Annotated in this window: 19 protein-coding genes; 13 read left to right on the forward strand and 6 right to left on the reverse strand. The window is 68.8% G+C overall.

All coding sequences use genetic code 11. The features are described 5' to 3' along the window. Positions 1–557, forward strand: a 557-nt coding sequence (locus ACWCOV_RS38680; protein ID WP_449834353.1) for a hypothetical protein, incomplete at its 5' end; no start/stop codon positions are given. Positions 558–648: 91 nt separating this feature from the next. Here the strand turns inward: ACWCOV_RS38680 and ACWCOV_RS38685 are convergent. Continuing rightward, positions 649–1,578: a hypothetical protein gene (locus ACWCOV_RS38685; protein ID WP_449834354.1), complete on the reverse strand. Its 930-nt coding sequence runs from the start codon at positions 1,576–1,578 to the stop codon at positions 649–651. 309 nt (positions 1,579–1,887) lie between these two features. Between ACWCOV_RS38685 and ACWCOV_RS38690 the strand changes: the two genes are divergently transcribed. The 4 genes from ACWCOV_RS38690 (at position 1,888) to katG (ending at position 6,258) form a co-directional block, all read left to right on the forward strand. Further along, positions 1,888–2,565 (forward strand): hypothetical protein, encoded by a 678-nt coding sequence (locus tag ACWCOV_RS38690; RefSeq protein ID WP_449834355.1) that lies wholly within the window; start codon positions 1,888–1,890, stop codon positions 2,563–2,565. A 174-nt stretch (positions 2,566–2,739) separates the two neighbouring features. Next, positions 2,740–3,483: a Type 1 glutamine amidotransferase-like domain-containing protein gene (locus ACWCOV_RS38695; RefSeq protein WP_449834356.1), complete on the forward strand. Its 744-nt coding sequence runs from the start codon at positions 2,740–2,742 to the stop codon at positions 3,481–3,483. Positions 3,484–3,573: 90 nt separating this feature from the next. Then, positions 3,574–4,005: a Fur family transcriptional regulator gene (locus ACWCOV_RS38700; RefSeq protein WP_449834357.1), complete on the forward strand. Its 432-nt coding sequence runs from the start codon at positions 3,574–3,576 to the stop codon at positions 4,003–4,005. A 33-nt stretch (positions 4,006–4,038) separates the two neighbouring features. Further along, positions 4,039–6,258 carry a catalase/peroxidase HPI gene (gene katG, locus ACWCOV_RS38705; RefSeq protein ID WP_449834358.1) on the forward strand — a complete coding sequence of 740 codons (2,220 nt, stop codon included), beginning with the start codon at positions 4,039–4,041 and terminating at the stop codon, positions 6,256–6,258. Positions 6,259–6,312: 54 nt separating this feature from the next. Here katG and ACWCOV_RS38710 read toward each other — a convergent pair whose 3' ends face one another. Continuing rightward, positions 6,313–6,477 (reverse strand): hypothetical protein, encoded by a 165-nt coding sequence (locus ACWCOV_RS38710; protein WP_449834359.1) that lies wholly within the window; start codon positions 6,475–6,477, stop codon positions 6,313–6,315. A gap of 287 nt (positions 6,478–6,764) precedes the next feature. Continuing rightward, on the reverse strand, positions 6,765–7,715 hold the full coding sequence (locus tag ACWCOV_RS38715) for a phosphotransferase (protein ID WP_449834360.1): 951 nt from the start codon (positions 7,713–7,715) through the stop codon (positions 6,765–6,767). 69 nt (positions 7,716–7,784) lie between these two features. Between ACWCOV_RS38715 and ACWCOV_RS38720 the strand changes: the two genes are divergently transcribed. The 4 genes from ACWCOV_RS38720 (at position 7,785) to ACWCOV_RS38735 (ending at position 15,062) form a co-directional block, all read left to right on the forward strand. Further along, entirely contained in the window at positions 7,785–9,221 is a 1,437-nt protein-coding gene (locus tag ACWCOV_RS38720) for a GuaB1 family IMP dehydrogenase-related protein (protein WP_449834361.1), read from the forward strand. 386 nt (positions 9,222–9,607) lie between these two features. Further along, positions 9,608–10,411, forward strand: coding sequence for a hypothetical protein (locus ACWCOV_RS38725; protein ID WP_449834362.1), 804 nt, complete (start codon positions 9,608–9,610; stop codon positions 10,409–10,411). A gap of 71 nt (positions 10,412–10,482) precedes the next feature. After that, positions 10,483–11,466, forward strand: a complete 984-nt coding sequence (locus tag ACWCOV_RS38730) for a response regulator transcription factor (RefSeq protein WP_449834363.1) — start codon at positions 10,483–10,485, stop codon at positions 11,464–11,466. An 83-nt stretch (positions 11,467–11,549) separates the two neighbouring features. After that, on the forward strand, positions 11,550–15,062 hold the full coding sequence (locus tag ACWCOV_RS38735) for a discoidin domain-containing protein (RefSeq protein WP_449834364.1): 3,513 nt from the start codon (positions 11,550–11,552) through the stop codon (positions 15,060–15,062). On the opposite strand, the gene ACWCOV_RS38740 is transcribed toward ACWCOV_RS38735, so the two are convergent. The 3 genes from ACWCOV_RS38740 to ACWCOV_RS38750 form a co-directional block, all read right to left on the reverse strand. After that, the gene (locus tag ACWCOV_RS38740) at positions 15,059–17,275 is read right to left on the reverse strand and encodes an NADP-dependent isocitrate dehydrogenase (protein WP_449834365.1); all 2,217 of its coding nucleotides are present in this window, start codon (positions 17,273–17,275) and stop codon (positions 15,059–15,061) included. The genes ACWCOV_RS38735 and ACWCOV_RS38740 overlap by 4 nt on opposite strands. 223 nt (positions 17,276–17,498) lie before the next feature. Further along, positions 17,499–18,167 (reverse strand): pentapeptide repeat-containing protein, encoded by a 669-nt coding sequence (locus ACWCOV_RS38745; protein WP_449834366.1) that lies wholly within the window; start codon positions 18,165–18,167, stop codon positions 17,499–17,501. A gap of 55 nt (positions 18,168–18,222) precedes the next feature. Continuing rightward, the gene (locus ACWCOV_RS38750) at positions 18,223–19,065 is read right to left on the reverse strand and encodes an ROK family protein (protein WP_449834367.1); all 843 of its coding nucleotides are present in this window, start codon (positions 19,063–19,065) and stop codon (positions 18,223–18,225) included. A 155-nt stretch (positions 19,066–19,220) separates the two neighbouring features. On the opposite strand from ACWCOV_RS38750, the gene ACWCOV_RS38755 reads away from it, so the two are divergent. The 4 genes from ACWCOV_RS38755 to ACWCOV_RS38770 are packed head-to-tail and all read left to right on the forward strand — an operon-like array spanning position 19,221 to position 21,861. Then, the gene (locus ACWCOV_RS38755) at positions 19,221–20,048 is read left to right on the forward strand and encodes an alpha/beta fold hydrolase (RefSeq protein WP_449834368.1); all 828 of its coding nucleotides are present in this window, start codon (positions 19,221–19,223) and stop codon (positions 20,046–20,048) included. Positions 20,049–20,062: 14 nt separating this feature from the next. Then, complete coding sequence (locus ACWCOV_RS38760; protein WP_449834369.1) at positions 20,063–20,596, forward strand: hypothetical protein; 534 nt, start codon at positions 20,063–20,065, stop codon at positions 20,594–20,596. 51 nt (positions 20,597–20,647) lie between these two features. Continuing rightward, complete coding sequence (locus ACWCOV_RS38765; protein WP_449834370.1) at positions 20,648–21,346, forward strand: YcnI family copper-binding membrane protein; 699 nt, start codon at positions 20,648–20,650, stop codon at positions 21,344–21,346. 2 nt (positions 21,347–21,348) lie between these two features. After that, positions 21,349–21,861 carry a copper resistance CopC family protein gene (locus tag ACWCOV_RS38770; RefSeq protein ID WP_449834371.1) on the forward strand — a complete coding sequence of 171 codons (513 nt, stop codon included), beginning with the start codon at positions 21,349–21,351 and terminating at the stop codon, positions 21,859–21,861. Positions 21,862–21,922 lie beyond the last annotated feature (61 nt).

A 21,922-nucleotide genomic window follows, 5' to 3' on the forward strand; every position in this document is an offset into this window, starting at 1 on the left:
TCTTCGCCCAGCAGTTGCTCCACGTGCGCAATGCGCGGCAGCGTCCGGGATACCCACACGCTGTGCTTCGCCAGGTGGACGTGTATCGCGGCGAGCCGAGCCCCGATCACGAGCCGAAGGCTTACGCCCGGAACCAGGCCCAGAAAGCTCACTGGGAACGCGACAAGCGAGTCGCGGTGACCCTGCGGCCGCTGAAGTACCGCTACCTGTACGACGGCGACGGAAAGGCGCTCCGCGATCCGGTCACCGGGATCAAGATCCCGGCCGGTCCGCCGTCGGAGAAGGGCGTCGACGTACTGTGTGCACTCGCGTTGGTGCGGCATGCGCTGCGCGACGATGTCGATCTGGTGATTCTCGCGTCGCTGGACAGCGACCTGGTTCCTGCGATCGACGAGGTGCTCGCCCTGCGGGCGGCGAAGGTCGAGACGTTCTCGTGGTACGTGCCCGGTGACAACTCCTATGAGCTCAGGCCCAGTGATCGGACGCAATGGATCTGGAACACCCGGCTGACCGAGACGAACTTCCTGAACTGCTTGGACCGTAGTCACTACAGCTGAAGACCTGGTTCCTTCCAGGCGCAGGTCTGCCTATCGGTGCTACGTGCAACGAATTTCAGCGCAAGGTTGTGCGACGGACGCTGCGCGTTGGTCAGGTGTTGAGGGCCTTCGTCTGGGCGAGGGCTTCGGCGAGGGTAGGGGAGGTTTGTAGTTGGTCGAGCAGGACCCACAAGCGGGATGCTCGGTACTGGGCGCCGTTGGGGATCGGGTCGAACGGGGGGATGCGTGGGCCCAGGTCGTAGATTGCGTGCGGTCGCGTTGTGTCGTCGGTTGCGGGGATGTCGGGCCAGCGGTCGAGGAGGGTGGGGACTACCTCGGCGGTGCGGATCCGGTGGATTCGGTGCACTGCGCCGGCCCAGCGGAAGGCTATGAAGTTGGGTGGTTCGGTCGGCCAGCCGCTGACGCCGTACGGGTGGAAGTAGCAAAGCTCTTCGGTGACGAACTGGCGGAAGGTGTGTGCGCCGCCGCCACCGGGGTGTTGATCGTTCAGGGCGACGCAGTACGTCCAGCTGTCCGCGACGCTTCGCACGTTGATCACTCCTGCTAGGTAGGTGTCGAGCTGGTCAAGCCAGAAGCGCTCGCGGCCACGGCAAGTCGACCGCACCGCGGCGATATCGGCCAGGACGTGGCGCCAGGGCAGGTGGACGACCGGTAAACCATCGATCTCCGGTGGCAGTTGGGTCCGGGCCAGTGCCTCACTCGCTTGGGACAGTGTTACCAGAGTCCCGCCACCGTGGGCTCGGACCCGGGGTGCATAGCTTGCGAGCTGGGCAACTGACGGCAAGAGCCACCCGCGTTTGGCTTCGAAGACGAGTACTGCGCCCGGAACGGCCACCTCCAGGTCGGTGCGGCCGACCTCGTCGCGGACCTCCAAATCGATGGTGATCTGTTCGCGGTCCGGTCGGCCGACTCCTGGTGCGGTACGGCGAACGATTGCTTCGAGCAAGCCGTCGCAGTTTGCGAGGGTGAATCCGAGTGCGGCGGTCAGATCGTTCTCGTCATGTCCGAGGAGATCGAACACGGCCTTGACCTCCCTGCCGTGCCTGGTCAGCCAGTCCACACTCGTCCTCCCGAGATCTCGCCGGCGTCGGTCGACCTGTTCCAGTCCATCCTGGATAGGCCGAATCGGCAACGTTCTGAGCGATAGGAGCGGTCGGTGCCAGTCTGCCCGAGCCCGGAATGCGGGGGCGCGACACCGGACTTGGTCTGCTGTCGCCGTGTCGATCCATGCCGGTCGTACTGCAGGTCGTGCACTCGTGGCATTCGGGCCCGTCAGATCCCGGAGTTCCCGGTCGACCTTCTGACTTGCTCGACCTGCGGGCATCGGGTCATGGTGCACCGCGGCGAGCGGCGGCCGTGCTTCGAGTGCGACATCCGCCAGGTCCCGGCCGATCCGTTCTTGGCGCAGCGCCGTACTGAGGAGCTCGCCGCAGGGTTCGAGTTGGTTGCCTATGCGCGGCACCATCTGCTGAACACCGGTGGCCGACCCGGATTCGCCTCCTGTGCCTGGTATCGGCACGACGCGTGCGGCGCGATTGTGCCGGCGTGGCAGTTTCGGAGGACGGATCCCAAGACGGGTGAGGGCGCGCCGCCGCTGTGCTACTTCTGTGGTGGCGAACCCTGGCGGCGCGCTACCGCGCGAGACCCTGCCGGGCCGGCACTCCTCTATCTGGTGCGGTTCCAGGCCCGAGGGAGCCGACTACTCAAGATCGGGCTCACTACGCCTGGCCTAGGGCGGCTGGACGATCATCTGCGGCTCGGTGCTCGCATCGTGCAGGTCGTAGAGGCTCGCTTCGACAAGGTTGCCTCGGCCGAGAAGCGCATCATCGAGCTCTGCGCCGGCCATCGCACCGACCCGCACGCGTTCATGGGGCACTTCGGGACCAGGGAGACCTTTCGGATGGGTGCTCAGGAACTGATCGGTGATCTCATCACGTACGTCGGGCGCCGTGGTCGCGATCGGACCGACGAGTGGCGGCGGCGGGCGCAGCGGCGCGGGGCGAGATAGTCGCAGGCTGGTTCCTGGCGATGGTTGAGGGTTCAGGGCTACGGTGCCCGGGTGGCGACTACGCCGCGATCCGTACGGCGCTTCTTGATGGGTACGGCGAACGTCGTGAGCTGCCCGACATCTCTCAGTCGATCGAATGCTGTGACGCAACTCAGGGAAGGTAGGAGTAGGAGTATGCGAGCTCTTCTCACCTCAGGCGGGATCAAGAACAGCAGCATTCAGAAGGCGCTGGTTGAGTTGCTGGGTAAGCCGATCGAAGAGTCCAGCGCGCTCTTCATCCCCACCGCCATCTATCCGTTCCCCGGTGGTGCCGGGGCGGCGTGGCGGGCGCTGTCCGGGAAGGGGCCGTCACGGTTGGCGGAGCTGGGCTGGAAGTCGTTGGGGATCCTGGAGTTGTCGGTGCTGCCGAGCATTGACGAGGAGGCTTGGGTGCCGACGGTCCGGGACGCCGACGCACTGCTGGTCTGGGGCGGCGACCCGCTGTTCCTCGCCAACTGGATGCGGCGCTCGGGTCTGGCCGATCTCCTGCCGACGCTGCGCTCCGAGGCGGTCTACGTGGGGGTGAGCGCCGGGAGCATCGCGGCTACCTCCACGTTTGTCGAGACGTACGTCGATCCGCCCCGCGGGACCGATGGGCCGCTGAAGTCGGAGCAGGTCGTCTTCGCCACGCCCCAGGGCGACATCGACAGAATCTTGGTCACCGGACAGGGAACGGGGCTCGTCGACTTCGGCGTGATCCCGCACCTGGAGCACGAACATCACCCGGACGCTTCGTTCGCCAACGCCGAGAAGTGGGCGGCACGGATCCCGGCGCCGACCTACGCGATCGACGACGACACCGCGATCAAGGTGGTCGACGGCGCGGTCGAGGTCGTCTCCGAAGGCCAGTGGAAACTCTTCCAGCCAACCAACTCCTGAAGCCGGAGCGGTGCCCAGGAGCCCAGCAAGCCGCAACATGTCGTGGAAGCTAATCTTGACTGGTTCCAGAAAAGGGGGCAGACTGCGGGGGTGCCGTCGGTTGAGGAGCTTCAGGGGTTGTTGCGGGGGGCTGCTCTGCGGGTGACTCGGCCGCGGTTGGCTGTGCTGGGCGCCGTACACGCGCATCCGCACGCCGACACGGACTCGATTATCGGTGCCGTGCGCAACGAACTTCCCGAGGTCTCGCACCAGGCGGTGTACGACTCGCTGCACACGTTGACCGCGGCCGGGCTGGTACGGCGGATTCAGCCGCACGGCCTGGTCGCGCGGTACGAGTCGCGGGTGGGGGACAACCATCATCACGTCGTCTGCCGGTCGTGCGGCGTCATCGCCGATGTCGACTGTGCAATCGGTCATGCGCCGTGCCTGACCGCGTCCGACGACCACGGGTTCGTCATCGACGAGGCCGAGGTCATCTACTGGGGCCTGTGCTCCGACTGCTCCACCGCACGTAGTTCATGACTTCCTCGAAACGTCCAGTCTGGAAGGGATCCGATGTCTGAGAACCACCCGCCGCTGCCGGCGGAAGCGTCCACGGAGAGCCAGGGCAAGTGCCCGGTCGCGCACACCCCCCGTGCGCCGCACCCGACCCAGGGCGGCGGCAACCGGGGCTGGTGGCCGGAGCGGCTCAACCTGAAGATCCTCGCGAAGAACCCGGCCGTGGCGAACCCGCTCGGCGAGGGGTTCGACTACGCGGCCGAGTTCAAGACCCTCGACCTGGCCGCGGTGAAGGCGGACATCGCCGAGGTGCTGACCACGTCCCAGGACTGGTGGCCGGCCGACTTCGGCAACTACGGCCCGTTCATGATCCGGATGGCCTGGCACAGCGCGGGCACGTACCGGATCAGCGACGGCCGCGGTGGCGCCGGCGCCGGGCAGCAGCGGTTCGCGCCGCTGAACAGCTGGCCGGACAACGGGAACCTGGACAAGGCCCGGCGGCTGCTGTGGCCGGTGAAGAAGAAGTACGGCCAGAAGATCTCCTGGGCCGACCTGATGATCCTGACCGGCAACGTCGCGCTGGAGACGATGGGCTTCAAGACCTTCGGCTTCGCAGGCGGCCGCGCGGACGTGTGGGAGCCGGACGAGGACGTCTACTGGGGTCCGGAGACCACCTGGCTGGGCGACGAGCGCTACACCGGTGACCGCGAGCTGGAGAGCCCGCTGGGCGCTGTGCAGATGGGTCTCATCTACGTGAACCCGGAAGGCCCGAACGGCAATCCGGACCCGATCGCCGCGGCCCGCGACATCCGCGAGACGTTCGGCCGGATGGCGATGAACGACGAGGAGACCGTGGCGCTGATCGCCGGCGGCCACTCGTTCGGCAAGACCCACGGCGCCGGCCCGGCCGACCACGTCGGGGTGGAGCCGGAGGGCGCGCCGATCGAGGCGCAGGGCCTCGGCTGGAAGAGCACCTACGGCACCGGCAAGGGCAAGGACGCGATCACCAGCGGCCTCGAGGTCACCTGGACCACGACGCCGACCCAGTGGAGCAACGACTTCTTCGAGATCCTCTTCGGCTACGAGTGGGAGCTCACCAAGTCCCCGGCCGGCGCGCACCAGTGGGTGGCGAAGGACTCCGAGGAGATCATCCCGGACGCCTACGACCCGGCGAAGAAGCAGAAGCCGACGATGCTGACGACCGACCTGTCGCTGCGCTTCGACCCGATCTACGAAGAGATCTCGCGGCGCTTCAAGGACAACCCGGACCAGTTCGCGGACGCGTTCGCCCGCGCCTGGTTCAAGCTGACCCACCGCGACATGGGCCCGGTCGTCCGCTACCTCGGCTCGGAGGTCCCGAGCGAGACGCTGATCTGGCAGGACCCGCTGCCGGCGGTCGAGGGCGAGCTCATCGACGCCGCCGACATCGACGCCCTCAAGGCCCAGGTCACCGCCTCCGGCCTGTCGGTCGCGCAGCTGGTCTCGACCGCGTGGGCGGCGGCGTCGTCGTTCCGCGGCAGTGACAAGCGCGGTGGCGCGAACGGCGCCCGCATCCGCCTCGAGCCGCAGAACGGCTGGGAGGTCAACAACCCGGACCAGCTGGCCACCGTGCTGAACACGCTCGAGGGCATCCAGAAGTCCTTCAACGCCACCGGTGGCAAGCAGGTCTCGCTGGCCGACCTGATCGTGCTCGCCGGGACGGCGGGTGTCGAGGCGGCGGCCAAGAACGCCGGGTACGACGTCCAGGTCGGCTTCACGCCGGGCCGCGTGGACGCGTCGCTGGAGCAGACCGACGTCGAATCGTTCGCCGCGCTCGAGCCGGCCGCGGACGGGTTCCGCAACTACTACGCCAAGGGCAACCGGCTGCCGGCCGAGTACCTGCTGCTCGACAGGGCCAACCTGCTGACCCTGAGCGCGCCCGAGATGACCGTCCTGGTCGGCGGCCTGCGCGTCCTGGGGGCGAACTACGACGGCTCGAAGCTGGGCGTATTCACCGACACCCCGGGGTCGCTGACCAACGACTTCTTCGTGAACCTGCTCGACCTGGGCACGGAGTGGACCGCGGTCGACGACAGCCAGGAGGTCTTCGAGGCCCGCGACGCGTCGGGTGAGGTCAAGTGGACCGGCACCCGCGCCGACCTGGTCTTCGGCTCCAACTCCGAGCTGCGCGCCCTCGCCGAGGTCTACGCCAGCGACGACGCGAAGCAGAAGTTCGTCGAGGACTTCGCCGCTGCCTGGACGAAGGTCATGGAGCTCGACCGCTTCGACCTGCGCTGACCTGCTGGGGCAACCAAGGACCGGCTCCCTCGCACTGCGGGGGAGCCGGTCCCGTCATATCCGGGTGAGTTTGTCCGACTTGGTGATCGAGTAGACGCCGGTGCCGTGCGCGCCGTCGAGATCGAGGACCATCACGGCGAAGGGGGCGTCGCCGGTGAGGAGGATGGCGGACGGGTCGCCGTTGATGTTGCGGTAGGCAACAGTTGAGCCGGCGGGCACGTTCGCGGCGACAGTGATCAGCAGGTCGGCGACGGTCTCGCGTGCCGTGCACGGGGAGCAGGCTGGTGGCGGGTCCCTTGCCGCCGCCGTCCGTCCACAGCGTGACGGCCGGGGCGACCTGGCGGATCGCGCCGGGCGTGCGGCCGAGCATGTCGGCGATCTCGGTATACGGGTAGCCGAACGCCTCGTGCAGCACCAACTCAATCGGAGCGGTCTGGCGCCGAGGGACCAGGTTGGCGAACTGACGCCGGGGGCGGCCGGGGCGAGGTGGTGGGGCGGCGGCTCGATTAGAGATGGGCGAGGCCGGCGCGTCCATGCGTCACCCACCACATCAGGTCGGCGTGTTCGCGGGTGCGGATCTGGGGGTCTTCGTGGTCGGTGGCGTCGAGGGCCTTGTTCCAGGCGAGGTCGAGCAGGCCGGCTAGGAGGGCGACGTCTACGTCGGCTCCACTGACTCGACCATTCAACGCGCGGAAGTGGGTGATCAGGGACTCGCGGGTGGGGGCGATGTGGGCGGCGGAGCCGGAGAGGAAGATGGCGAGGTCCAGGGCGGGTGGGCCTTCGGTGGCCAGGGCCCAGTCCAGGAAGATGATCTCGTCCGGGAGTAAGGCGAGGTTTACGGGCCAGAGGTCGGCGTGGAGGAGGGTTGTGCCGCCGCGTCGTAACGCCGTAGCCAGCGGGGCGGGGTTCGCGTGCAGGGCGAAGACGGCGTCGACGACTGACGGGTCGACGAGGTCGGCGAAGTGTTCCCAGCCGCGCAGGATGAGGCGGGGCAGTTCGCCCGGGTGGGAGCCGGCGACGCGAGGGGACAGCAGAGTCAGCCGGGTTTCCAAGGGGCAGAGGCCGGCCGGAGCTTCCCCAAGAAAGGCGCCGTGCAGGTTATTCAGCGCAACGAGGATGCGGGAGCACTCACCGGCGGTGAGCGTGCGTTTCCAGCCCGGTACGGCGTCGCCCAGGTCGCGCATCACGGTGACCGTCGTACCGTTCTCGTCGCCCACGGCGACAATCGCGTGACCGAGTCCGGCCGGCAGCCGGTCGAGGACGCCCGACGACCACAGCAGACGCTCGCGATCCACGCCACCAGTGAGCGCAACCGTGAGGTCTGCCGAAGGGTCGGCGTACTTGACGACGAGCCGGGTCCCGTCGTCGAGCCGGACGCGTTCGAGGCGCGCGCCGGAGCGGCCGTCGTGGTCGTCGAGGACGGTGCGCTCGACGACCCGGTCCAGGATGGTGCTCATCGTCGGCCCCGGGTTTCTGTGGTGCTGCGTGGGACCATGGTGACTCTGTCGGTCGGAAGGGGCCATGCCATGCGCTTTCACCTTGATCGAGAGCCTGCCGGAGATCTGACGTTCAGTGACGTCTTTCTGGTCCCGAACCGGTCCGCGGTCGCGTCGCGGCTGGACGTGGACCTGTCGACGAGTGACGGCAGTGGTACGTCGATCCCGGTCGTGGCGGCGAACATGACCGCGGTGTCCGGTCGCCGGATGGCGGAGACGATCGCCCGCTGCGGCGGTCTGGCGGTGATCCCGCAGGACATCCCGGTGGACGTGGTCGCCGACGTCGTTGCCTGGATCAAAGAACGGCACACGGTCCACGACACCGCGCTGGTGCTGCCGCCGACCGGGACCGTCGGCGAGGCGCTGAACCTGCTGCCGAAGCGCGGTCACAACGCGGTGATCGTGGTCGACGACGGCCGGCCGGTCGGCGTGGTGACCGAGGCCGACTGCGCCGGCGCGGACCGCTTCACCCAGCTGGACGCGATCATGTCCCGCGAGCTGCTGACGGTTCCGGCCGGAATCGACCCCGAGCGCGCCTTCGACCTGTTGCACGACGGTCGCCACCGGCTCGCGCCCGTGGTGGATGCCGACGGCACGATCGTCGGCATCCTCACCCGGCAGCGGGCGCTGCGGGCGACCCTGTACGAACCGGCCGTCGACGCCAACGGGAAGCTCCGGGTCGCGGCCGCGATCGGGATCAACCGCGACGCCGAGCAGAAGGCGAAGGCGTTGCTGGACGTCGGAATCGACGTACTGGTGATCGACACTGCGCACGGTCACCAGGAGCGGATGCTGGAGGTGCTCAAACAGGTCCGCGGCCTGAAGCCCGACGTACCGATCGTCGCCGGGAACGTGGTGACCGCCGAAGGCGTCAGCGACCTGGTCGCGGCCGGCGCGGACATCATCAAGGTCGGCGTCGGACCGGGTGCGATGTGTACGACCCGGATGCAGACGGCGGTGGGCCGGCCGCAGTTCTCCGCCGTACTGGAGTGCGCCGAGCGGGCCCGTCAGCTCGGCAAGCACGTCTGGGCGGACGGCGGCGTGCGGCATCCGCGGGACGTCGCGCTGGCGCTGGCGGCCGGGGCGTCGAGCGTGATGATCGGGTCCTGGTTCGCGGGGACGTACGAGTCGCCCGGCGATCCGCACCGCGACAACGACGGCCGGATCTACAAGGAGAGCTTCGGGATGGCGTCGGCCCGCGCGGTGCGGTCGCGGACCTCGGACGACACCCCGTTCCAGCGGGCCCGGAAGGGCTTCTTCGGCGAGGGCATCTCGACCGCCCGGATGTACCTCGACCCCGAGCGCCCCAGTGTCGAGGACGTGCTGGACTCGATCGTCTCCGGTATCCGCAGCTCCTGCACGTACGTCGGCGCCGCCAACCTCGAGGAGTTCCACCAGCGAGCCGTCGTCGGCATCCAGACCGCCGCCGGCTACACCGAAGGCAAGCCCCTCGACACCAGTTGGTGACAGTGGCGTTCCGCCGGACGCGGATTTCCACGTTGAGACGGTTGCGAAAACGACTACGGAGAGTCTCATTCCTGGGGTGAGATTGAGGACAGAACGATCTCATGCCCCGGGCGATAGGCAGGCCGTGACGAAAGTGGCACTGTGTAGTCAACGGGGTGGAGGGGAGGACGCCGGACACACTGTCGGGGAGTCGTTGATCTCGCAGGGGGCGTGGGATCGAACGACGGGGGGCTCACAGCAGGCGTCCCACACCGTGGTCGCGGGTGGTGGTGCAGAGTTCGACCGAGGCTTGGGAGGGCGACTCGGAAACTCGGACCCACCACCCGCGACTGCTGTGTGCGCGGTAATCGGGTGCGTTGCGCCGGTCGCGGTGAGAGAGTCGGGGCGTGACGGATGCAGCGCGGGCGGAGCCGGTGGCGGCTCTCGAGGTCGCGTGTGACGAGTCCGGGTACGAAGGGGAGAAGCTCGTCGGTGGGGTGACGGACGTGTTCGCGCATGCGAGCGTTTGTATCGACGAGGAGGACGCGGCCGCCTGTGTTGCCGAGTTGCGGCGGCGGATCCGGTCGCCCGCGACGATGTACAAGGCCACCCACCTGCTCAGGTCGAAGCACCGGGCGGTGTTGTTGTGGTTGCTGGGTGATGACGGGCCGTTGCTCGGCAACGCGCGGGTGTTCCTGGTCGACAAGACGTACTTCCTGGCCGAAGCGCTCGTCACCCGCCTCGGCGCCCGGCCGGAGCTGACCCGATTCCTGTACGACGCGGCCCGCCGTACGGCGGAAGCCGAAGCGTTCCTGGTCGCGGCCAACGACTTTCTCCGGACCACGCTCCGCGACGAGCAGCCCGTGGTTTCGCCACTCGATCCGTTGCTTCCGGCGATCATGCGGGCCGTCGAGCACTGGGGCGCCGGCGGCCGGCGGGTGGTGGTCGCGCACGATCGCCAGACCACGTTGTCTCCGGAGCGCGTCTTCACCCTGCGCGGGTCGGCGGGATTCGCCGGACTCGAGCAGGTCGACTCCTTTACGGACTCCCGCGTCCAGGTGGCCGACTTCCTGGCCGGCGTGGCGCGCAAGGTCGCCTCCGACCAGCTGAAGGGATCCGACGACGCCGAGGTGAGCGCGCTGCTCCGTCCGTACGTCGACCCCGCGTCGATCTGGATCGACGAGCCGAGTTGGTCCCGGCTGACGCGCTAGCTCTTGGCAACAGCCGAAGGACGGCGGCATAGTCGAGAGATCGATACAGCAGAGTATCGGGAGTTGCTGTCGTGGAAGGGGAGAAGGGGGTCCCGCTGAGGGTTGACGCCGAGACCGCGATCATCCTGCGCGAGGCGTACCACAAGATCGAGGCGTTGTTCCGAGCCGATCACTACGGCCTGTACGACTACGTGCGGGTAGTGGCCGGCAAGCTCGCGCGTGTCGACACCTTCTTCGTCGGCCTCCTGCAGGGCAACAGCCGCGTCCGCTACCCCTACGGGTACGACGACGGCCAGTACGTCGACCCGGACACGCACATCTACGGGCCGAACGGCCAGACCGCCTGGCTGGTACGGCGCCGGCAGACCTACCGGTTCGCCTACGACAATGGGGCCACGCTGCACGCCGGCGTGCCGATCGGGGACGTGAAGCGGCGCTCGGCCGACGCGGTGACGGTGCCGATCTTCCGGCCGGTGAAGGAAGGTCCGGACCAGCTGTTCGGGATGCTGTCGATGCAGAGCTACGCGCCGAACAGCTACGACGACAACGCGGTCCGGGCGTTCGAGTGGTTGTGCGGGGTGGTCGAACGGGTGCTGACCCGGGAAGGCGAGGACCGGGAGGCGCTGCGCCGCCTTCCGGCCGGCGATGTCGGGCCGAACGTGCTGACCTCCGACCACGTGATGGAGTACCTGGCCCACCGGGTGGCGTCGATCCGGGAGATCGCCGTGGAGGCGCTGAACGAAGCCGAGCCGACCGCTGCGGTGCGGAGTCACCTGACCCGGATCGTCGACGCCACCGAGCACATCCAGTCCGAGCTGATCGAGATGCTGATGGAAACCGACGAGGGTCCGGAGCACCGGTACCTGAGTCTGACCAAGGCCCAGCAAGGCGTCGCGGTGCTGCTCGTCGACGGCCTCGACAACGACCAGCTGGCTGCCGAGCTGGGAATCAGCCTCAACACCGTCAAGACCCACCTCAGCGCCATCCTCCGCAAGTACGGCATGGCGACCCGGGCTCAGGTCGCCGACGACGTCCGCAAGTATCTGGCCCGCTGATCTCGACATATTTCACAGCTTGAAGTAACTTCCCGGGTGCGGTTATTTACGAATTTTCCCATCCGCCCCTGGGGGTTCTCGTGGTGTCCGATCCGGTGTCCCGTCGTGCCTTCCTGGCGACTTCTGGCGGGTTGCTCGCCAGCCTGACGCTCACTTCCATCGAGCCGGCCGCCGCCGCGGCGCCGCCGGTCGCGCAGACCGATCTGGCGCGGTACCGGCCGGTGACCGCGTCGTCGACCGCGTACGCCGCAACGCCGCCGGAGTTCGCGGTGGACGGGTTGGCGGTGCCCGGGGTGCGCGGGTCGGGCTGGCGGGCCGCCGGGCCGGGGCCGCAGTGGATCGCGGTGGACCTGCAGGGCCGCTGCCGGGTCGACGCAGTGCGGCTGACCTTCGAGGCGACCGCGCAGGATCCGCCGTTCGACTTCTCCGGTGGCAACCCGTACGGGAACACCTCCGGGCAGGAGATCCTCTCGAGCTCACCGCTCGACTTCCACGTGGACACCTCGCTGGACGGCGTCTCCTGGCACACCGTCCATCAGGCGACGGACAGCCCCGGCGGCACGGTCGACATCACCCTCGACACTCCCGTCACAGCGCAGTACGTCCGCCTCACCAGCGCCCGGCAGACGAACACGAACGCCCTTGGCCTGAACGGTTTCCAGGTCTTCGGCACGTCCAAGTCACGTCCACCGGCGACCGGCTGGACCGAATGGGGCACACACGCCGATCGCCCGCCGGCCCTACGTCAGGCCGATGACGGCACGTTCCCGATCGAGTCCGGCTGGACCCTGACGATGGACGACTTCGTCGGTACGACGGACGGCGCCGCCCTCGCCCGTCCTGGGATCGACACGTCGCGGTGGCTGCCCGCGACGGTCCCGGGGACCGTGCTCGGATCGCTCGTGGAACAAGGCCACTTCCCGGACCCGGTCGAAGGGATGAACAACCTCGAGATCCCGGAGGCGCTCAGCCGGCACGCCTGGTGGTACCACCGCAAGTTCGGCCGCCCGGCAGGTACGGCGCAGCGCGTCTGGCTCGAGTTCGACGGCATCAACCACCAGGCCGACGTCTGGCTCAACGGCGCCCAGGTCGGCACGGTCAAACACCCGTTCGCCCGCGCTGCCTTCGACGTCACCGCCGTACTGCGGGCCGAGAACGCGCTCGCGGTGAAGATCAGCCCGATGCCACATCCCGGATCCGCCGGTGACAAAGGCGACGCGGGGCAGGCGTTCGTGCAGTCCGCCAAGCTCTACCTGGACTCGCCGACGCTGCTCGCCGCCTCCGGGTGGGACTGGATGCCGGCGGTCCGGGACCGGGCCGCGGGGATCTGGAACCACGTCCGGCTCCGCTGCACCGGCGACGCCGTACTCGGTGATCCGCGGGTGGTGACCAAGGTGCCGAGCCTCGACCGCGCGACGGTCGCGATCACCGTCCCGGTCCGCAACGCCGCGACCGTGGCCCGCACGGTCACGGTCACGGTCGCCTTCGACGGGCACGCGGCCGCGAAGACGGTCAGTCTGCAGCCCGGTGTGTCGACAAATGTGTCGTTCGACAGTGTGATTGTCGACAATCCGCGGCTCTGGTGGCCGAACGGGTACGGCGATCCGGCGCTTCATGAGCTGTCCGTCACCGCGACCATCGGCGGCACCACCAGCGACAGCCGGACGTCCACTTTCGGCATCCGCGAGTTCGGTTACGACTACGACCTGCCGATCGTGATCGACCCCGCGACCAGCAGCGCACCCCAGTCCGTCGACATCCCGCCCCAGTCCGCGCGGTACCTGCGGATCCAGGGCCGCCGGCGCGCGACCGGCTGGGGCTACTCGCTGTGGACGTTGGCAATCAAGGACCGCGCACATCCCGAGGTCGACCTGGCCCGGGACGGTACGGCGACCGCGTCGTCCGACGACGGCAGCCCGGCGCCGCAGGCCATCGACGGCAACGACCGCAGCCGCTGGTCCTCGCAGTACTCCGACGATCAGTGGATCCAGGTCGACCTCGGTACGGCGAAGACCTTCGACCGGATCGAGTTGCTGTGGGAGACGGCGTACGCGCAACTGTTCGCGATCCAGGTCTCCGACGACGGCAACGAGTGGACGACCGTGCAGGAGGTCAGCAACGCGCCGGTGCCGTTGAAGATCAGCGTGAACGGCGTGCGGGTGTTCTGCCGCGGCGGCAACTGGGGCTGGGACGAGCTGCTCCGTCGGATGCCCGAGGACAAGATGCGCGCGGTGATCGGGATGCACCGGGACATGAACTTCACCATGATCCGGAACTGGATCGGCTCCAGCACCCGCGAGGAGTTCTACCAGGCCTGCGACGAGAACGGGATCCTGGTCTGGAACGACTTCTGGGAGGCCGGCCCGTTCACCGACGACCTGCCCGGGTACGTCGACATCGCCCGCGACACGATCGTCCGCTACCGGACCCATCCGTGCATCGTGATCTGGTGCGGGGCCAACGAGCAGCACCCGCCGGCCGCGATCGACGCCGGGATCGCCGCCGCGGTGCGGGAGGAGGACGACGAGATCCTCTACCTGCCCGACTCGGCCGCCGGGTTCGTCTCCGGGCACGGGCCGTACTACTGGGTCGACCCGGCGAAATACTTCGACCCGAACACCTACGACACCTTCGACTTCGGCTTCCACACCGAGATCGGGATGCCGACGATCCCGGTGGTCGAGAGCATGCGGAACCTGGTCGGCGACGGCGATCCCGCCTGGCCGATCGGCACGCCGTGGTACCACCACGACTGGTCGTCCCAGGGCAACCAGCGGCCGGCGACGTACCTGGCCGCGATCGACGAGCGGCTCGGCGCGTCGAGCGGGCTGGCCGAGTTCACCCGCAAGGCGCAGTTCGTCAACTACGAGAACATGCGCGCGATGTTCGAGGCGTGGAACGCGAACCTGTGGACCGACGCGTCCGCGCTGCTGCTGTGGATGTCGCACCCGGCCTGGCACTCGACCGTCTGGCAGACCTACGACTACGACCTCGACGTCAACGGCAGCTACTACGGCGCCCGCAAGGGCTGCGAAGCGGTCCACGTCCAGGCGAACCAGACCGACTGGACCACGGTTGCCGTCAACCACACCACCAAGGCCGTCAACGCCACCGTTCAGGCCGAGCTCTACGACCTGACGGGGAACAAGCTCGCAAGCAACAGCCAGCTCGTAACGGTTGCAGGAAGCAACAAGGCTGAGGCTTTCACAGTCGCCTTCGGTCCTGAGCTGCCCGCACTTCATCTGCTCCGGCTCACGCTGACCGGTGCGCAGGGCGAGGTCTTGTCGGAGAACACGTATTGGCGTTATCGCAGGCCCGCCGATCTGCAGCGGGTCAACGCGTTGCCGGCCGCGCAGCTCGACGTACGTTCGGCAACCAGCCGCGGGAAGGTGACCGCAACGATCCGGAACACCGGCAAGACCGTGGCCGCCCTGATCCGGCTGTCACTGCGCGACCGCAGCGGCAACCGCGTCCTGCCGGCCCACTACACGGACAACTACTTCTGGCTGCTGCCGGGAGAGACCCGGACGGTCACGGCCAAGAGTTCGGCCTCCAGCTCCGGACTGAAGCTGGAGGCCGAGCCCTACAACAGTTAGAGCGACGCGAGCGCGTCGTTCCAGGTCTTCGACGGGCGCATGGCCGCGGCCGCCTTGGCCGGGTCGGGCCGGTAGTAGCCGCCGAGGTCGACCGGGTTGCCCTGGACAGCGATCAGCTCGTCGACGATGGTCTGCTCGTTCGTCGCGAGCGTCTCCGCGAGCGGGGCGAACGCCTTGGCCAGTTCCGCGTCGTCGGTCTGCTTGGCCAGCTCCTGAGCCCAGTACAGGGACAGGTAGAAGTGGCTGCCGCGGTTGTCGATCCCGCCCACCCGGCGGGTCGGCGACTTGTCCTCCTCGAGGAACGTCGCGGTCGCCCGGTCGAGCGTGTCGGCGAGGATCTGCGCCCGGGCGTTGCCGGCCGCCTGGGCCAGGTGCTCGAAGCTCGCGGCCAGCGCGAAGAACTCACCGAGGCTGTCCCAGCGCAGGTAGTTCTCCTTGACCAGCTGCTGCACGTGCTTCGGCGCCGAGCCGCCGGCCCCGGTCTCGAACAGGCCGCCGCCGGCCATCAGCGGGACGACCGACAGCATCTTCGCGCTGGTGCCGAGCTCGAGGATCGGGAACAGGTCGGTCAGGTAGTCGCGGAGCACGTTGCCGGTCACCGAGATGGTGTTCTCGCCGCGGCGGATCCGCTCCAGCGACAGCTTGATCGCCTCCACCGGGGCAAGGATGCGCAGGTCCAGGCCCTCGGTGTCGTGGTCGAACAGGTACTGCTGGACCTTGGTGATCAGGTTCGCGTCGTGGGCACGGGTTTCGTCCAGCCAGAACACCGCCGGGTCGCCGGTGGCCCGGGCCCGGGTGACGGCCAGCTTGACCCAGTCGCGGATCGGGTCGTCCTTGGTCTGGCAGGCGCGGAAGATGTCACCGGCCGAGACCGTCTGCTCCAGCACGGCGTTCCCGGCCTCGTCCACGAGCCGGACGGTGCCGGTGGTCTGGACCTCGAAGGTCTTGTCGTGCGAGCCGTACTCCTCGGCCTTCTGCGCCATCAGGCCGACGTTCGGCACCGAGCCCATCGTGGCCGGGTCGAACGCGCCGTTCGCGCGGCAGTCGTCCAGGACGACCTGGTAGATGCCGGCGTAGCTGCTGTCCGGCAGTACGGCGAGGGTGTCGTGCTCCTGCCCGTCCGGGCCCCACATGTGGCCGGAGGTGCGGATCATGGCCGGCATCGAGGCGTCCACGATCACGTCGGACGGCACGTGCAGGTTGGTGATCCCCTTGTCGGAGTCGACCATCGCCAGCGCCGGGCCGGCGGCCAGCTCGGCGTCGAAGGAGGCCTTGATCTCGGCGCCCTCGGGCAGCGCGGCGATGCCGTTCAGGATGCCGCCGAGGCCGTCGTTCGGGGTCAGGCCGGCCTTCGCGAGCACCTCGCCGTACTGGGCGAAGGTGTTCGGGAAGAAGGCGCGGACCACGTGGCCGAAGACGATCGGGTCGGAGACCTTCATCATGGTGGCCTTCAGGTGCACCGAGAACAGCACGTCCTCGGCCTTCGCCCGGGCCACCTGGGCGGTCAGGAACTCGCGCAGCGCCGCGACGTGCATGACGGACGCGTCGACGACCTCGCCGGCCAGCACCGGGACGGACTCGCGCAGCACGGTCGTGGTGCCGTCGTCGCCGACCAGCTCGATCCGCAGCGAGCCGTCGGCCTCGATCACGGTGGACTTCTCGGTGGAGCGGAAGTCGTCCTGGCCCATGGTCGCGACGTTGGTCTTCGACTCGGCGGTCCAGGCGCCCATCCGGTGCGGGTGCGCCTTCGCGTAGTTCTTCACCGAGCCGGGCGCGCGGCGGTCGGAGTTGCCCTCGCGCAGCACCGGGTTCACCGCGGAGCCCTTGACCTTGTCGTACCGGGCGCGGATGTCGCGCTCCTCGTCGGTCTTCGGCTCGTCCGGGTACTCCGGCAGCGCGTAGCCCTGGCTCTGCAGCTCGGCGACCGCGGCCTTCAGCTGCGGGATCGAGGCCGAGACGTTCGGCAGCTTGATGATGTTCGCGGCCGGCGTCTTGGCCAGGTCGCCGAGCTCGGCCAGCGCGTCCGGGATCCGCTGGCCGTCCTGGAGGAACTCCGGGAAGACGGCGAGGATGCGTCCGGCCAGTGAGATGTCCCGGGTCTCCACCCGGACTCCGGCCTGACCGGCGTACGCCTGGATCACGGGGAGGAACGAGTACGTCGCCAGTGCGGGCGCCTCGTCGGTGTGGGTGTAGATGATCGTCGAGTCAGTCACAGCCCCACCCTAATGGGCGCTCCGCCCGCTGCCGCCGCCACGTGGGCAGGCTCACGCTGAGAGCGTGCCTCGCCACCCCGCGCCTACTGCGCGGCGCTCGGCGGGCGCCTCGCCGCACTGGAGGGGAAGGACACGATGGATCCGCATCGAGCCCTCCCCTCCAGCACGCCGAGGCACTCCGCCGAGCACCTGCTCGCGACGGCGCGGGGCGGCGAGACACGCTCTAGTCGAGCTCGTCGGGGTGCGTGAGCTTGATGCCGGTGGCGGTGGTGACTGCGGTGGTGAAGGTGAGGGTGTCGATGGGGGAGGAGGCGGCGACGGTCGCGCCGGACAGGGAGGTGAGGCCGCGGGCGGCGTCCCAGGTGCAGTCGACGAAGACCGCTCCGGCCGCCTTGACCTGGGAGAACTCCGCCCCGGTGAAGTCACAGCCGCGGAAGACGGCGCCGCTCAGGTCGGCGGAGACGAAGTCGGCGTTCTGCAGCCGGCAGTCGGTGAGCTCGACCTTGACGAACTTCGCGAACCGGAACGAGCCGAAGTCCAGCACGCTGTCACGGATCGTGGCGTGCTGGATGCTCATCCCCGGTCCGGCGAACCCGGTCAGCCGGGACGAGGTGATCGCCAGCCGGGTCACCGCGGCGTCCGCCCAGCGCGCGTTCGCCACGTCGCACTGGGACAGCTCGGAGTCGACCAGGATCAGCTTGTCCAGGTCCGACCCGGCCAGCTTGACCCGGGTGAGCCGGCAGCCGCTCAGCTCGACGTGCTCGGCGGCCACGTCGCTCAGCTCCACGTCCTCCAGCGAGAGATCGAGCAGCCGGGTCTCGTCCTCGATGTCGTCCTGAGTCGGCGACGCGGGGTCGAGCTGGGCACGCAACCGGGGTGCGGCGATCTTCATGTCGCCGACCGTAACGAGGCCCGCCGACAGTTCACCGCGGGCGTCACTGCGAGCGTCACTGCGAGCGGAGGTAGTGCGCGGCGGCGCCGATGAGGGCCGAGTGCTCGGTGTCCTCGGTCGCCGCGACCTCGAAGTCGAAGACCTCGCGGACGATGTCGAACGCCCCGGAGATCGAGCCGCCCAGCACCACCTTCGTCACCCCGAACCGCTCCAGCCAAGGTGTCAGAGCAGCAGCCAGTACCCCGAAGGACTCGAGCAGCACGCCACGCGCGTCCTCCGCGCCACCCCGGGCCCGCTCGGCGATCTCCTTCACCCCGATCTCCGGCTCCTCGCGGCCGGTCCAGGCGAAGTACGCGCGCAGGATCGCCCGGGCGGAGATCGAGTCCTCCAGCGGGCGGCCGTCGTACGACGTCTTGTAGAGCTCACCGCCCGGCGGCACGGTCGCGCCCTCGCGGACCACGTGGCCGTCGGCGAGGAACGCCGTACCGATGCCGGTGCCGATGGTGACGCCGACGCAGCGGGCCAGGCCGCGAACCTCGCCGGCCGTCCACTCGCCGACCGCGAAGGCCTCGGCGTCGTTCATGAACAGGATCTGGTCGAGGTTCAGCAGGTCGCGGAGGCTGTCGCCGACGTTGTAGCCGTAGAGGTTGTCGAACTTGCCCTGGCCGCGGTACCAGGCGACGCCGGTCGCGAAGTCGAACGGGCCGGGCAGCGCGACCGCGAGACCGTTTGCCAACGGCAACTTCCGGGCTGCCGCGGCGAGCTGGTCCATGACCACCTCGGCCGCCTTCTGCGACTCCAGGTCGGCGCGCTCCACCACGTTCACGGCCCAGGTGTCCGCCGTCACGACCGCCGCCGTCACGTGGCTCCCCCCGACCTCCAGCACCGGTACGTCCATCCGCCCATCATGTCAGCTACATGCCCGAGGCAAACTTCCCACCGGCGGACGCGCCGAGCTCGTGGTTTTCCCGGAGAGCGGGCACTTCGCCCACCTCGAGGAGCCCGGGGCTTTCACGGATGCCGTTCTGCGGTTTGCCCGCGGATAATTTCCCTGTGCACGTGACGGTTGACGGACTGCGGGTGGCCTACCACCGCCACGGCGCCGGTCCGGTGTGCGTGGTGGTGCCGGGCGGCCCGGGGTTCGACTGGCGGTACGTGCGGCTGCCGATGCTCGAGGAGCACCTGACGACGGTGTACGTCGAGCCGCCGGGCAGCGGTCACTCGGACCTGCTGCCTGGCGGCGACTACGCCATCGGACGGTACGCGTCCTTCGTCGACCGGTTGGTCGAGCACCTCGGCGAGCGTCGGGTGTTCCTGCTCGGCCACTCGCACGGCGCGTTCATCGCCCTCCAGGCCGCGCTGGACTTCCCGTCGCACCTGGCCGGCATCGTTGTGTACGGCGGGGCCGCGTTCTACGGTCCCGAGCTGTTCGAGCAGGCGTTCCGCAACATCGAGGCGTTCGTCGCCGGCCGTCCGCCGGGGGACCCGCTGTCGGCGCAGATCGTGCAGGCGTGGCATGACGATCCGCCGGGGCGCGAGGAGCACTTGGCCGCTTTCCGGCGGCTGTTGCCCATGTACTTCCACGACCGGGAGGCCGTGCACCGGCTCACCGACTGGGTGGAGACGATCGACATCACGATCGATCCGGACCGGAAGGAGGAGCGCTGGGACATCCGCGATCGGCTCGGCGAGATCGCCGTACCCACGCTGGTGCTGGTCGGCGCGACGGACTTCATCACGCCGGAGAACTCGGCACGTGAGCTGGCGGACGGGATTCCGGGGGCGGAGCTGGTCGTGTTTCCGTCCAGCGGGCACTTCACCCACCTGGAGGAGCCTGACGCGTTCCGGAACGCCGTACTACGCTTCGTCGCAGCCCACTGAAGACAGGACCGGACTTGCCCGCGGAGAGCAGTACGACGTCCGTGGTCGCGGCGCTGAGCGTCGTGGTCGCGATGGCGGGGCATGTTCTCGCAGGTGGCGGGCCGGTTCCGCTCGGGGTGGTCCCGCCGATGCTGGCGCTGATGGGCGTCTGCTGGCTGCTCGGTGAGTACCTGGCCGGCGAACGCTTGCTGTCCGCGCTGGTGCTGACCGGTGTGCAGCTCTTCGTCCACGTGACGCTGGATGCGTCGCACGCTGGGCATGCCGGGATGCACCGGGGGATCAATGGCAGCCTGTTCATGACCGCGACCCACCTGGCCGCGCTGATGGCCGGGGTCCTGGCCGTCAGCCAGGCCCACCGCTGGGTCCACCGCGTCGTACGCATCTTCGAGCGTCTGCTGCCGAAGCTTCCTGGTCTTGTTCCGGTACGACGCTGTGCTGCCGTGCTGTTTGCTGCTTCTGCGCAGCCCCGGGTCGTCAAGCGCTGGCTGACGGCGAACGTCTCCCGGCGCGGACCGCCGGTCGCACGAGTGCTCTCGCTTCCGTCCTGACCCGGCGCTTGTGCGCCGGGTGCAACTCGTGTGACCGCGAAAGGTCCTGTCATGTCCAAGAAGTTCGCCCTGCGTGCTGCCGCGATCACCGCGGCCTCCACGCTCGTCCTGGCCGGCGCCGCCACCTCGGCGTCGGCCCACGTCACGGTGTCGTCGCCGGACGCCAAGCCCGGCGGGTACGCCAAGCTGGTCTTCCGGGTCCCGACCGAGTCCGACGACACCAGCACCACCAAGCTCGTCGTCTCCCTGCCCAAGGACCGCCCGTTCGCCCACGTCGGCGCGCAGGTGAAGGACGGGTGGAAGGTCGAGAAGAAGACCGAGAAGCTGCCGACGCCGGTCAAGGTCGGCGACGTGACCCTGTCCGAGCCAGTCACCACAGTCACCTGGACCGCCACCACGGCCGGCATCCCGCCGAACGACTTCGACGAGTTCGCCCTGTCGGTCGGACGGCTGCCCGAGGGAGTCGACTCGCTGAGCTTCCCGGCCGATCAGACCTACAGCGACGGCGAGGTTGTCAAGTGGGCTGATGGCCCCGAAGCCGAGCGCCCGGCGCCGACGCTCAAGCTGGCCGCCGCGACCACGCCGGTCGCTGCGACGATCGCCGACACGTCCGACCCTGTCGCGCGGTGGCTTGGAGGCGCCGGTCTGCTGGTCGGTCTGCTCGGTGTGGCCTTCGGTCTGTCCTTCGGCTTGCGGCCGCGGAAGGCCGCACAGGCTGGTACGACGGACGCCGGAAAGGCACAGTCGTAGTCGTGCGCCGGTTGATTGCAGTCCTGGTTGCGTCGCTGCTCGCCCTGGTGGTCTCCACCGGGGTGGCGGCGGCGCACGCCAAGCTCGAGTCGATGACCCCGGCCGACGGCTCGTCGATGGCGGCGCCGCCCACCCAGGTGGTGCTGACGTTCAGCGAACCGATCGGCAGCAACGGAACCCAGGTCCAGGTGAAGTCGCCGACCGGCAAGAACGTCGCCTCCGGTGACGTCCAGGTGATCGACAACAAGGTGACCCAACCGGTCGGCGCGATGATCGAGGCCGGCCGCTACCAGGTCGACGCCCGCGTCGTCTCTGCCGACGGCCACCTGGTCACCGTCACCGCGTCCTTCACCGTGACCCACGCCGGCCACCCACCAGAGCAACCGGCCGGCACCACGCCGACCGCGGGCGACGACAACTCGAACACCGTCACCATCGTCGCCATGTTCCTGGTCATGCTGGTCGTAGTCGCCCTGGCGGTAGTCATAGTCCGCCGCCGCCCGGCCTCCCAATGAGCCGACAGTCGGGGGCTGACCGGGTGTCTGGTGGGCTTGAACAGGAAATAGCCTGTTCAAG

The organism is Kribbella sp. NPDC002412, assembly GCF_053592935.1.